Below are 13,079 nucleotides of genomic sequence, written 5' to 3' on the forward strand. Positions count from 1 at the left end.
AGCGCTGAACCTTCCACGGCAAACACCTGCGAGCCGTTGCCCCCCACTATGACCTTTCGGGCAACTTCATATGCCGCGCATACCAAGGCCTGCGGGGCGTACGCCGCAGCAAATCATCCACATCCCGCTCACCGCTAAAGGCAATGCGCAACGCCAGCTTCATCGCCTCCACCTCCATCTCCCCAGCACCGCCCCCGGCATCGGAAATCCCCCCACAACCATGGGTCATCGGCCCGAGCCAAGGGTCGCCAACCTGCACCCAGCGCCCCGGCGCAAACCACGACACACCATTGACCTCGCGCCGCTGCACCTCACCCGGATGGGCCCGCTCATGGGCCCGGTACCAGTCCTCGATACGGTCATCGATCCAGCCATGGAAGCGCCAGAACACCGGGTTGACGTGTGACGAGAACGGGTCGCCGAGGAAGTCGTTCTCCTCACGGAACCAGCGCGCCGCATAGTCCGTCTGGTTCCGGTCGCCCATCACCGGCGCACCATTGGAAGGGTCGCGGGTGACGGTTGCCCAGCGCATGTGCAGCCAGTCATGGATGTTCAGCTCCACCTCCGAGCCGAACTGCCCGAGGGTCAGGCGGCTGAGGTAGTCAGGGTCCTGGTACTGCGATTCCCAGACCTGGAAATTGCTGAAGAACGTTTCTGCCGCCTTGATGCCATGCAGCCACTGGCTCAGTTCTTCATCATTGGCCGCGACCCAGGCCGGCGGCACCGAGTTGCCGTCATGGTTTTCCTGATAGCGGATGAACCCTTGCCGGTCGTACTCAAGCTGCGGTGACGGCAGCGGCAGTTGCGCCCAGTTCGGCAAGTCGGGCTGCAAGCCACGCGCATGCCCCAGCATGTGCCGGTGCATGAAGAAGAAGTCCTCGCCGGAACCATTGAGGTGCTTGCGCCGCCCGCGTGCGCCGCGTTCGGCGTCACGCGGGCCAGGTTGCCAGCCGGCACCGCGCAGGGCATCGCGCTTGCTATCGTCCAGGCGGTGCCACTTGTCCCGGGTGGCATGCCACACCTGGTGAAACAGCCGGTGCTCGGGCGAATTCAGCCAGGCCATCAGCGCCGGCGCCAGCGGCGTGACCTGGCGTGCCTCGGGGAAGGCGCGCTTGCTGGCGACGAAGTGGTTGTCTGGCTCAGGGCTCAGCAGCGGCCGGTCGATGCGGCGGATGCGCCCGGTCAGGGTGCCGGCACCGGCGTTGCCCCAGGACGCCCAGACTTCATCGAGGGTCGCCTCCAGTTCATGGCTCGGCGCTGATGCCCCAGCCGGCACCAGGCGCCAGCGAACTTTGCCAGCATCGGCGGCAACCAGCTCGCCGAGCACCCGGTAGCGCGGCGGGTCACTGCCGCGCAGGCGCTCGGCCACGTCGATGAAGCCGCGCAGCGAGCGGCCGGTCGGGCCGACATCCAGCAGCATCTGCACGCCCTGCAACGGCAGGCCATCCAAGCCGGCCTCGGCACCACTGAAGCGCAGGTCCCAGATGCCGCGCAGCTTGTCGCCGATGCGCACGCCCGCACTGGCGGCGGCCTCGACCGTGGCCTCACCGGGGGTCTCCACCTCATCTTTCCTGAGCTTCTCGTCGTGGTCCTGCGGCTGGCGCGCATACCACGCTGCCGAACCCGCCGCCCCGGCTACCGCCAGCCCTACCATGAACCCACGCCTGGAAAACCTCATCGCCACATCCGTATCCGTGTCAGCCACGCCTATCGAGCTAGAACGAGATGCCGGGCAGCAAATTTACCGGTAGCACACCGCTAAATTTCCCCCTGCCGCTCTCGTCCCTCCGTGACAGGCAAGCCCCGTGATCGCGGCTGCCGCAACCGCATCGACCCTGGCAACCAACGGGATGGCAATGAACACGACACACTTGCGCAAGGCCCCCTACCTCGCCGCCTTGGCGCTGATCCTCACACTCGCGGGCGCCGCGGCCTGGTACTTCTTCATCTACCTGCCCGCCGGCTACCCGCGCGAGGTGATGAAACATGCCCAAGCGCTGCAGGAACGCATCATCTCCTTCGACAGCCACATCACCGTGCCACTGAACTTCGGCACCGAAGGCAAAGAGGCCGACAAGGATGGCAGCGGCCAGTTCGACCTGGTCAAGGCCGGCCGCGGCCGCCTCTCTGGCGCGGCGCTGACGATCTTCGGCTGGCCGGAAATCTGGAACGGCGCCAACGCACCCCATCGCCCGACTGCCGCCTTCGTCGACGAAGCGCGCCAGCAGCAGGAAATGCGCTACAAGATCCTCACCGGCATGGTTCGCGACTACCCCAACCAGGTCGCCATCGCCTACACCCCCGCTGACTTCCGACGCCTGCACGGCGAAGGCAAGTTCGCGATCTTCCTCAGCATGCTCAATGCTTACCCCCTGGGCCACGACCTCAATGCCCTGGACACCTGGGCCGCGCGCGGCATGCGCATGTTCGGCTTCAGCTACGTGGGCAACAACGCCTGGGCCGACTCTTCGCGCCCGCTGCCGTTCCTCAACGACACCCCCGACGCCCTCGGCGGCCTGTCGCCGCTGGGTGAACAGGCCGTGGGCCGGCTCAACGACCTGGGTGTGATCATCGACGTGTCGCAGATGTCTACCCTGGCGCTGGAAGACGTCGCCCGCCTGAGCCGCGCGCCGATGGTCGCCTCGCACTCCGCACCGCGTGCACTGGTAGACATCCCCCGCAACCTCAGCGATCACGAGCTGCAAGCGATCAAGCACAGCGGCGGCGTGGTTCAGGTGGTGGGCTTCCCGGCCTACCTCAAGCCGCTGAGCCAGGGCACCCTGGACAAGCTCAACTCCCTGCGCAAACGCTTCGACCTGCAGCCGCTGAACGGCCTGGCCAACGCCCTGATGCCGGGCGACGCGATCATTTCCATCTGGCCGGAAAAGAAGTTTGGCGAGTACGCCAGCGCGCTCTACGCCATCCTCGACGAAGAGCCCCGCGCCACGGTCAAGGACATGGTCGACGCCATCGACTACACGGTGCGCAAGATCGGCATCGACCATGTCGGCATCGCCTCCGACTTCAATGATGGCGGCGGCGTCACCGGCTGGATGAACGTCGGCGAGTCGCGCAATGTCACCGCCGAACTGATCCAGCGCGGTTACTCCGACGCCGACATTGCCAAGCTGTGGGGCGGCAACTTCCTGCGCGTTTGGGAAGAGGTGCAACGCCTGGCCAAACCCGGCACCAACACCCAAGCGGAGCGTGGCTGATGAACGACCGTCGCAGCTTTCTCAAGCAGGCAGGCGTGCTTGCCGCCGCCCTGCCCCTGACCGGCAGTTTTGCCCAGACCGCACTGGCTGCCACGCCTGTGGCAAAGCCCGGCCAGAACAAATGGCAGGCCCTGCGCCAGCAGTTCGACCTGGACCCGGCCTACCTGCACTTCTGCAATTTCCTGCTTGCCTCCCACCCCCGTGTGGTCAGCGAGGCCATCGCCCGCTTCCGTGCGCGGCTGGACCAGAACCCGGGCGAAATGGTCGACTGGGACCGCGAGGAGCTTTGGGGCTATGAAAACGAAGTGCGCGCCTGGGCCGGCCGCTACTTTGGCGTGCAGCCGGGCCAGGTGGCCCTGACCGGCAGCACCACCGAGGGTTTGTCGATGATCTACGGCGGCCTGCAGGTGGCGCCGGGCAAGGAGATCCTGGTCAGCGCCCACGAGCACTACTCCACCAACACCCGCCTGGCCTACCGCGAACGGCTGATGGGCACCCAGGTGCGCCGGGTGGCGTTGTTCAAGGACCCGCAGCTGGCCTCGGTGGACGAAATGCTCGGCAATATCCGCCAGGCCATCCGCCCCGAAACCCGCGTGCTCGGCATGACCTGGGTGCAGTCCGGCAGCGGCGTCAAGCTGCCGATCCGTGAAGTCGGCGAACTGGTGAAAACCGTCAACCAGAGCCGCGACGAGCAAGACCGGATCATTTACGTGGTCGACGGCGTGCACGGCTTTGGCATCGAGGACGTGAACTTCGCCGACTTCAACTGCGATTACTTCATCGCCGGCACCCACAAGTGGCTGTTCGGCCCACGCGGCACCGGCGTGATCATCGCCCGCGAAACAAAGCCCCAGCCCTACCTGGTGCCCAGCCTGCCGACCTTCACCAAGGGCGAGAACTTCGGCACCTTGATGACCCCCGGTGGCTACCACGCCTTCGACCATCGCCTGGCCCTGGGCAAGGCGTTCGAACTGCACCTGCAACTGGGCAAGGCCGATGTCCAGGCCCGCGTGCACCAGCTCAACGACTACCTCAAGCAGCGCCTCGCCGAGCACGCCAAGGTGCAGCTGGTGACGCCACGCAGCAGCCAGCTTTGCGCAGGCTTCACCTTCTTCCGCGTCGAGGGCCGCGATTGCGACGCCGTCGCCCGCCACCTGATGGCCAACAAGGTGATCAGCGATGCCGTCGACCGTGATGTCGGCCCGGTTGTGCGCCTGGCCCCGAGCCTGCTCAACGACGAAGCCGAGATCGACCGGGTGATGGCCATCCTCGCCCCGCAACTCGCCTGACCTTTCGCCTTTCAAGAGAACCGCCATGCACATGTTCAAGCCCCTGGCCCTGGTGGCCGCCCTGCTCGCCAGCGCCCCGGCCTTTGCCGCCGGCACGCACACACCCGGCAAAACCTTCAAGGACTGCAAGGACTGCCCCGAAATGGTCGTGCTGCCCGCCGGCAGCTTCACCATGGGCGTACCGGATGACGAAGTCGGCCGCCAGCCCGACGAAGGCCCGATGCACACCGTGACCTTCGCCAAACCCTTCGCCATCAGCCAGTTCCAGGTGCAGGCCAAGCAGCTGCAGGCCTGGCAACGCGAAGCCAAGGTCACCCTGCCTGACGGCGACGACCGCCCAGGGCGCCGTTGCACCAACGGCAAGCCCAGCTACCCGCAAGGCCCCGACCAGCCGGCGGTGTGCATCAGCTATGACGAGGTCAAGGCCTACGTCGCCTGGCTGTCGAAGAAGACCGGCAAGCAGTACCGCATGCTCAGCGAAGCCGAGCGCGAATACGGCGCCCGCGCAGGCTCCAGCGGCCCGTTCCCGTTCCCCTTCGATGAAGGCAAGGCATACAGCATCGCCAAGCACGCCAACACCTATGGCGCCGCCGACGGTTACAACTACACCTCGCCCGCCGGCAGCTTCCCGGCCAACGCCTTCGGCCTCTACGACATGCACGGCAACGTCTACGAATGGGTTGCCGACTGCCGCCACGACAGCTACGTCGGCGCGCCCGGCGATGGCAGCGCGTGGATGGAAGCGAGCTGCGAGTACAACCACATCCGCGGCAACGACTACAGCGAAGCGCCGGTGTTCTCCCGCTCGGGCAACCGCAATTACCGCGAACCCTATGTGCGCGGTGACTGGCTGGGCTTCCGGGTAGCCCGCGCGCTCTGAGCAACACCCCTCTGCCGGGTACCGCCAGCGGTACCTGGCTTGCCCGGGCGCACGGCCCGGCCCGGCTAAATCACAACCCCTCTCACACGTCTTTTCACTGGGCAACCAGCCCACACGGCGCTCGCACGCGCAGCGCCGAAACCGCATCCGCGTACCCACCAGGAATTCACCATGAACCGATCGACCCCTGGCGCACTCCGCGAACTCCTCGGCCTGCTCAAGCCTTACCGACTGATCGTCGCCCTGGCCGTCGTGCTGGGGATCGTCGGCGGCCTGTGCATCACCTTGCTGCTCGCCAACATCAACAACCTGCTGCATGCCCCCGGCGCCATCACCTGGGGGGTGGTACTGGCGTTCGCCGGTATCTGCCTGCTTGCCCTGTGCGCGTCCATCGCCTCGGACATCGGCACCAACTATGTCGGCCAGCATGTGATCGCCAGGCTGCGCCGCGACCTCGGCGAAAAAGTGCTCAGCGCGCCCATCGAGCAGATCGAGCGCTACCGCAGCCACCGCCTGATCCCGGTGCTGACCCATGACGTCGACACCATCAGCGACTTTGCCTTCGCCTTCGCGCCGCTGGCCATTTCCCTGTCGGTGACCCTGGGTTGCCTCGGCTACCTGGCCCAGCTGTCCTTGCCGATGTTCCTGATCACCGCCTGCGCCATCCTGGTCGGCACGGCCGTGCAGTACATCGCACGGGTGCGCGGTATCCGCGGCTTCCATGCGGCCCGCGAGGCAGAAGACGAAATGCAGCGGCATTACAGCGGTGTCGCGTCCGGGGCCAAGGAGCTGCGCATCAGCCGCCCGCGGCGCCAGCGCATGTTCGACGAACGCATCAGCCGCACCGCCAACTTCATCCGCGACACCCACATCCGCTCGATCAACATCTTCGTGGTCGCCAAGAGCCTGGGCTCGATGCTGTTCTTCGTGGTCATCGGGCTGGTGCTGGCCCTGCAACAGGCCGAGCTGATCACCGACCCGAAGGTCACCAGCGGTTTCGTGCTGGTGCTGCTGTTCATGAAGGGGCCGCTTGAGCACCTGGTTTCGACCCTGCCCATTGTCAGCCGCGCACAGATCGCCTTCCGCCGCATTGCCGAGCTGTCGACCCAGTTCTCTTCGCCCGAACCGCACCTGCTGCTCGACGCCCCTGAGGTCCCCGACCGGCAGATCAGCAGCCTCGAACTGCGCAATGTGCGCTTCGCCTTCCCGCCAGTGGACGGTGCCGCGCCGTTTGCCCTGGGGCCGATCAACCTTCGCGTCGAACAGGGCGACATCCTGTTCATCGTCGGCGAGAACGGTTGCGGCAAGACCACATTGATCAAGCTGCTGCTGGGCCTGTACGCGCCCCATGAAGGCGAGATCGTGCTGGACGGCCAAGCCGTTACCGCCAGCAACCGCGACGATTACCGCCAGTTGTTCACCACGGTGTTTGCCGACTACTACCTGTTCGATGACCTGCTGCAGGGCGGCCAGGCCTTGCCGGAGGACGCCGGCAAGTACCTGCAACGCCTGGAGATCGCCCACAAGGTGCAGATCCGCGATGGCGCCTTCACCACCACCGACCTGTCCACCGGCCAGCGCAAACGCCTGGCACTGGTCAACGCCTGGCTGGAGAAACGCCCGGTGCTGGTGTTCGACGAGTGGGCCGCCGACCAGGACCCGACCTTCCGGCGCATTTTCTACACCGAACTGCTCCCGGAGCTGAAGCGCCTGGGCAAGACCATCATCGTCATCAGCCACGACGACCGCTACTTCGACGTGGCCGATCACCTGCTGCGCTTGCGCGACGGCAAGCGGGTGGAAGAAGAAATCACAGAATTTTCACATTGATTTTTCCGGTTCTGGGGAGCCGGCACGTTACATAAATGCAAATAAAACTCATAAGTAATCTATCTGCTGACACTGAGTATCCGCATGACCATTACCACGGTTTCGCCGCTCGCCCGGGCGGTTCGCAGGAAAACACTGGCCATCCTCCCTTCGTCGCTACTCGCCTGTGCGCTGGCAGCGTCCATGGCAGCGCAAGCCGAGCCGGTCGCGCTGGATATCCCTTCGCAAGGGTTGGTGGGGGCTCTGAATACCCTGGCCAAGCAGGCCAATCTGCAACTGCTGTATAGCCCGGACGCGGTGCACAACACCCCGGCGCCGGCGGTCAAGGGCAACATGGAGCCGGAACAGGCCCTGCGCCTGTTGCTGCGCGACAGCGGCCTGACCTACCAGCTCGATGGCCACACCATCACCCTCAGCGGGCCCGCCGATGCATCCGCCCTGAACCTGGGCCCGGTGAACATTTCCGGGCGCCAGTTCGATGCCACCACCGAGGACTCGGGGAGCTATACGTCCAACGCGGTGACCATCGGCAAAGGCACCCATCGCCTCAAGGACATCCCGCAGTCGGTCAGCGTGGTCACCCGCAAGGCGATGGACGACCAGCGCCTCGACACCCTCGACCAGGTGCTGGAAAAAACCACCGGCATCACCACCTACCAGAGCCCGTCCGGCGGCAAGTACATCTACTCGCGCGGCTTCGAGGTCGAGACCATCCAGTACGACGGCGTGCCGCTGGACCGCCGCTACTACGGCATCGGCAGCAGCTTCACCTCCGATACCCTGTTGTACGACCGTGTCGAGGTCCTGCGCGGCGCCAACGGCCTGCTGCAAGGCAGCGGCAACCCGGGTGCGGCGATCAACCTGGTGCGCAAGCGTCCGAAGGCCGAGCCTTCACTCTCCATCACCGCCAGCGCCGGTTCCTGGGACACCTATCGCCAGACCATCGACGCTAGCGGCCCGCTAACCGCCGATGGCCGGCTGCGTGGGCGCCTGGTCGCCGGCCATGAAGACCGCGACTACTTCTACGACACGGCGGATAGCCGCAAGAACGTGCTGTACGGGATTCTCGAATACGACCTCAGCGACTCCACCACGGTCGCCGCCGGTGCCAGCGTCGAAGACCTGCATTCGACGCCTTACTTCGGTGGCCTGCCGCGCAACAAGGACGGCAGCGCGGTGAACGTCAGCCGCTCGACCTTTACCGGCGCCGACTGGAACAAGTGGAACAACAAGCAGACCACCTACTTCGCCGATATCACCCACGACTTCAACGAAGACTGGCGCCTGAAAGCCTCCGGCAGCTACGTCCGCGAAACCAACGACATTTTCTACAGCTTCGGCCGCGGCGCCGTCGACCCGGCCACCGGTAACGGCATGCAGTCGCGTGCCTACCTGTACGACTTCGAGAACATCAACCAGGGCGCCGACATCAACCTCACCGGCAAATGGCGCGCCTTCGGCCATGAGCACGAGATCGTGGTGGGTGCCAACGCCAGCGACCTGCGCACCGACGACCTGCAAGGCGGCCTGCTCAACCTCGGCCCGATGAACATCTATGACCCGGTCTCGCCTCGCGAACCCACCCTGGATGAAATGCTCGGCACTACCTACGCCGGTGTTTCCAAGGCCAAGATTCGCCAGAATGGCGTGTACAGCGTGCTGCGCTACAAGCTGACCGACCCGCTGACCCTGGTGCTGGGCGCACGGGTCAGCAACTACAAGTACGACTACGAACTGACGCGTTTCACCACGGCATCGCCCGACCCTTCACATGCGAAGGAAAGCGGTGAAGTCACGCCGTACGGTGGCTTGATCTACGCACTGAATGACCAATGGTCGGCCTACGTCAGCTATGCCGACATCTTCAAGCCGCAAACCGAACTGACCGAAGACCTCGCCCCGCTCAAGCCGATCGAAGGCTCCAACTACGAGATCGGCCTGAAGGGCGAACTGCTGGACGGCCGGGTCAACACCAGCTTCGCGGTGTTCCGCGTCGACCAGGAAAACCGCGCCCAGTACGACTACAACTCGGTGTGCGGGCAGGACGGCGAAACCAACTGCTACGTGGCAGGCGGCAAGGTACGCGCCGAAGGCTTCGATGCGGAAATCAGCGGCGAGGTGCTGGCTGGCCTGCAACTGTTCGCCGGCTATACCTATACCTCGACCAAGTTTCTCAACGACCCGGGTGATGGCAGCACGGCGTCTGGCGCAACCTTCAACAGCTACACGCCCCGCCACCTGCTGCGCTTCTGGGGTGACTACAACCTGCCTGGCGAGCTGAACCAGTGGACCGTCGGTGCCGGCGCCAACATCCAGAGCAAGAACCACAACACCAACCAGGGTGGCACCAACGGCATCGACAAGATCGAGCAGGCCGGCTACGCCATCTGGAATGCCCGCGTGGCGTACCAGATCAACCAGAACTTCAGCGTTGCCCTCAACGGCAACAACCTGTTCGACAAGAAGTACTACTCGTCCATCGGCTGGCTGAACGCTAGCAACGTGTATGGCGAACCTCGTAACTACACCGTGACCCTCAGAGCTGACTTCTGACGCAGACGGTATGTAAAAGCCCCTTGGCGCGATGCGCGAGGGGGCTTTTTGCAAAACCAGGAGTGGCTACTTTTTTTAATGACGGTCAAAACGTCCCACTGAGCAGGGCTGTACTGAACGCACCTCTTGCAGCAACTCTTCAGCAATCAGATTTCAATTTCTCGAGTCACTCCCAACTCTGGCTTCAGCCGAATAAAATTCGACCACGCCGATAGAGCACTCTCAAACGACTCAACACTGAGCAGTTCGAAATATTCCTCATCATGGAGAGAATATACTTTTACATGCTTCTTGGTTAACTCAGCCCCCCAAGCATCGCGACTCCAATCTGAAAAATCAACTTTGGATTTTTTAACCAAATCCATTCGAGCCATACCTTCATCCAGCCACGACAGCGTATCCAGAAACCCCTGCCCGCCATCGTCAGTCAAAAGACAGGCAAGCGGGCTAACACCATCCTTGTTAACCACGCTTGAACAACAAGTCGGAAAAATAGCTCCAGCTGATTCTCCCCATGAAAAAAATAGTTTCATTTTTCACCTAATATTTTGGATAGACGGTAGTTTTGGGAGTGATATAGCCTTCGACTTTTACCCCGCTAGGGGTTGTGCCGCTCCATTTATTCCCTACAACTGTTCTGTTCTTAAAGGCTGCGTCCACTTCAACCTTCACCCTATCTGCGGTCCAAGAATCGGGAAATAGTGTAGAAATACCGCCATTGTTCGTTTTAGGCAAGAATTGTCCTGGGTTAGCTGGGTCTGCCACCTGAACTTTGGCAGTGTAAACCCCTTGCGCATTCGGTGCCGATGCGGTACCAGGGATGACTTTAACCTCACCCATTGCTGTTGAATGCCCGCCAACGACGCTACCATTTTTCTTTACTTCAGCACTAAGTATGTGATCATCAAAATCAACCGGAGCAGTAATCTTACTTACGGATAGTGAGGCCTGTGTATTCAGATCAATTGCGTCCTTTGCTCCTCCCTTTAGCAGATCAGCTCCAAATTCTGCCTCAAGTGCTTCGAGGGTCTCACCGGAAACTTTTCCCCAATTGCCTGCCTGAGCAGTCCATGAAGTTTTCAAATTTTCGCCAAAACTGCCTCCGCCAAGGGCAGTCTCAAGACCGGCTTGAGCAACGCCTTGCGCAGCTAAAAAGGCAGAAATTTCGCTATATCAGTTACATTGTTTAGATCAAAGCCTTAGTAATTTTACTGGCATTATCGGTAATTATGCCGAATGCCTCATCAAAAAGGCGAAACGACGTAGGCCGTGGCCACCGTTACCGCATAACTTTTCAGCGCCTCTTTACTGAAAGCAAACTTGAGTCCGCGCCCAAGATCGCCGTTGTTATTGATCGTGCCGATTGCTACGTTACTCGCCATCGCGCCATACAACGGACCAAGATAGGCCGCGGCTACAATGGCGATGATGAGCGACGGAGCCGCCCCCAATCCCGAGTTGCTGTACTTCCACCTGTCATGAATTTCCTGAACCTGGCGCCAATCAACGTCTCCGCGCTTTTCCGCGTCCTTCAACCACGCCAGGTTAGGGTCGACCTCGACCATCGCATTGATCGCCTGGCTGACGGACTGCTGATCGAGATGCTTATAGTCGATCTTCAGGCCACCCACGGCCTTGATCGCTAGGTTGACCTGTGCGATCAGCTCGCTCTGGCGCACGGTTTCGTCGGTCTGGCCCTTGCCCTTTGCCGACTGCCAAGCGAGGTTGCCCTTGCTCTTTTCGTGGCTTTCCTGACGCAGATCCTTGACCACCTCGAAGATCACTGCGCCGCCACTGTCGATGATCAGATCTGCGCCACTGTCGAGCTTGACCGACTGGTACAGCTGGTCGCCATCGCTGACCAGCATCAGGTCGCCACCGGTGCTGATCGCACTGCCAACGTTGGTGACCTGAGTGACTTCATCACGCTTGGTGTACTTGCTGCCGAAGCTGCCTTTCTTTTTCTTGTCGTACAGCGAGTAGTCCAGGTCCTCCGCCGCCAGCAAGGCAAGTTGGCCACCGGCCACCAGATAGGCTTCGTCGCCGGCGCTGATGCGGCTGGCACTCAGGGCCAGGTCCTGGCCGGCGCTGATGGAGACATCGCTGCCGGCGGTCAGCACCGTGGACACCTGGCTGACATGGTCTTCCTGGGTCTTGAGCTTCTTCGAGGTGTACGCCGAATGGGTTTCATCCGCCGCCGACATCAAGGTCACGTCACCAGCGGCGCTGATATCGATGGCGCGCTGCGCCTCGATCTGACTGGCCACCGCAGTGAGGTCGCGCCCTGCCACGGCAGTGAAATCGCGCCCGGCACTGACGCTGGAGCCGTTCTGCGTCACCGACTGGGTGGTGGTGCGCCCATAGGCGGCGCTGTCGATGGCCTCGGCGGAACCCAGCAGGATGTCGCGACCGGCCTCGATCGAGGTGTCACGCCCGCTCTGCAGTACCCCGCCTGCGCTGACGAAATCTCGCCCGACGTTAATGCTCAGGTCGTTGGCAGCCTCGATGCGCGCGGCGCTGTCGACGTAATCGGTACGCGCCTGCAGGCGCGCGGCGTCGGTGACCTGGCTGGTTACCGAACGCTCGTTGATCACATCCCCCTTCAGCGCGGTCATGCTGATGTCGCGACCGGAAATGATGCCGCCGGCCTTGTTGACGATGTCGTTGCCGGCCAGCAGGTCGACCCGGTTGCCCGCCTGGATCAGGCCACTGTTAACGATGTCGTTGCCGGCTACGGCCGACAGGTTGTCGCTGGCGCGCAGGGTGCCAACGTTGAGCAGGTCCTGCCCGGCCACCAGGTTGACGTCATTGCCCGCCACCAACGCGCCATTGGGCGCCAGGCGGTTGTTGGCATTGGCCATGTACAGCACCGGTACCAGCACCTTCTCGCCGTTGACCGTGACCTCTTCCAGCCAGACGATGTCATGGGTCAGCGCCGCCACCTGCTCCGAGGTCAGGCCCACGCCCACCGCCAAATTCAGCTGCTGCTTGCTGGCGATGGCGTTGTCCATCAGGTACTTGAACATCTGCTCGTCGCTGGTCTGGCCGGCCAGGAAGCGCTGCCCGGTGGCGGCCACCACAGCTTGCTGGAGCAAACGCTGCTCATAGAAGCCATCGCCCAGCCGCTTGGCGCTTTCGTCAGGGTTGTAGCCCAGGCCGGCCAGCAGGTAGTCGGAGCTCATGAACTGCTTGAGGTCGGTGAGCAAGGGGCTGGTTTCGACCAGGTACTTGTGCGGCTGGGTCGCGACAGTGATGGCACGTATGATGGGTGCATCAAGCATGCACGAAGATCTGAAGCGGACCGCGGCCTCC

Annotated in this window: 8 protein-coding genes and 1 pseudogene; 5 read left to right on the forward strand and 4 right to left on the reverse strand. The window is 62.8% G+C overall.

Features of this window, described 5'->3' with window-relative positions:
• Positions 1–46 precede the first annotated feature (46 nt).
• A complete protein-coding gene (locus APH27_RS20160) occupies positions 47–1,678 on the reverse strand; it encodes a twin-arginine translocation signal domain-containing protein (RefSeq protein ID WP_060485728.1) in 1,632 nt (543 codons plus the stop codon).
• 178 nt (positions 1,679–1,856) lie between these two features.
• Between APH27_RS20160 and pvdM the strand changes: the two genes are divergently transcribed.
• The 5 genes from pvdM (at position 1,857) to APH27_RS20185 (ending at position 9,767) form a co-directional block, all read left to right on the forward strand.
• Positions 1,857–3,215 carry a pyoverdine-tailoring dipeptidase-like protein PvdM gene (gene pvdM / locus APH27_RS20165; protein ID WP_060485743.1) on the forward strand — a complete coding sequence of 453 codons (1,359 nt, stop codon included), beginning with the start codon at positions 1,857–1,859 and terminating at the stop codon, positions 3,213–3,215.
• Complete coding sequence (gene pvdN, locus APH27_RS20170; protein ID WP_060485729.1) at positions 3,215–4,504, forward strand: pyoverdine-tailoring periplasmic protein PvdN; 1,290 nt, start codon at positions 3,215–3,217, stop codon at positions 4,502–4,504. The genes pvdM and pvdN overlap by 1 nt, the downstream gene beginning before the upstream one ends.
• Positions 4,505–4,529: 25 nt before the next feature.
• Positions 4,530–5,384 carry a formylglycine-generating enzyme family protein gene (locus APH27_RS20175; protein WP_060485730.1) on the forward strand — a complete coding sequence of 285 codons (855 nt, stop codon included), beginning with the start codon at positions 4,530–4,532 and terminating at the stop codon, positions 5,382–5,384.
• A gap of 171 nt (positions 5,385–5,555) precedes the next feature.
• On the forward strand, positions 5,556–7,214 hold the full coding sequence (locus tag APH27_RS20180; RefSeq protein ID WP_060485731.1) for a cyclic peptide export ABC transporter: 1,659 nt from the start codon (positions 5,556–5,558) through the stop codon (positions 7,212–7,214).
• A gap of 84 nt (positions 7,215–7,298) precedes the next feature.
• Positions 7,299–9,767 carry a TonB-dependent receptor gene (locus tag APH27_RS20185; RefSeq protein ID WP_060485732.1) on the forward strand — a complete coding sequence of 823 codons (2,469 nt, stop codon included), beginning with the start codon at positions 7,299–7,301 and terminating at the stop codon, positions 9,765–9,767.
• 146 nt (positions 9,768–9,913) lie between these two features.
• Here APH27_RS20185 and APH27_RS20190 read toward each other — a convergent pair whose 3' ends face one another.
• The 3 genes and pseudogenes from APH27_RS20190 to APH27_RS20195 form a co-directional block, all read right to left on the reverse strand.
• On the reverse strand, positions 9,914–10,300 hold the full coding sequence (locus APH27_RS20190; RefSeq protein ID WP_060485733.1) for a hypothetical protein: 387 nt from the start codon (positions 10,298–10,300) through the stop codon (positions 9,914–9,916).
• Between the two features lie 7 nt (positions 10,301–10,307).
• Entirely contained in the window at positions 10,308–10,850 is a 543-nt protein-coding gene (locus tag APH27_RS26710) for an EndoU domain-containing protein (RefSeq protein WP_256250652.1), read from the reverse strand.
• A gap of 161 nt (positions 10,851–11,011) precedes the next feature.
• A pseudogene (locus tag APH27_RS20195) lies at positions 11,012–13,009 on the reverse strand (hemagglutinin repeat-containing protein); the annotation flags it as partial.
• Between the last annotated feature and the right edge of the window lie 70 nt (positions 13,010–13,079).

This window comes from Pseudomonas sp. NBRC 111123 (genome assembly GCF_001320205.1).
GTDB lineage: Bacteria > Pseudomonadota > Gammaproteobacteria > Pseudomonadales > Pseudomonadaceae > Aquipseudomonas > Aquipseudomonas putida_J.

Coding starts and splice junctions, on each gene's coding strand:
- APH27_RS20160 (WP_060485728.1), bottom strand. CDS start 1,678: ATGAGGTTTTCCAGGCGTGGGTTCATGGTAGGGCTGGCGGTAGCCGGG.
- pvdM (WP_060485743.1), top strand. CDS start 1,857: ATGAACACGACACACTTGCGCAAGGCCCCCTACCTCGCCGCCTTGGCG.
- pvdN (WP_060485729.1), top strand. CDS start 3,215: ATGAACGACCGTCGCAGCTTTCTCAAGCAGGCAGGCGTGCTTGCCGCC.
- APH27_RS20175 (WP_060485730.1), top strand. CDS start 4,530: ATGCACATGTTCAAGCCCCTGGCCCTGGTGGCCGCCCTGCTCGCCAGC.
- APH27_RS20180 (WP_060485731.1), top strand. CDS start 5,556: ATGAACCGATCGACCCCTGGCGCACTCCGCGAACTCCTCGGCCTGCTC.
- APH27_RS20185 (WP_060485732.1), top strand. CDS start 7,299: ATGACCATTACCACGGTTTCGCCGCTCGCCCGGGCGGTTCGCAGGAAA.
- APH27_RS20190 (WP_060485733.1), bottom strand. CDS start 10,300: ATGAAACTATTTTTTTCATGGGGAGAATCAGCTGGAGCTATTTTTCCG.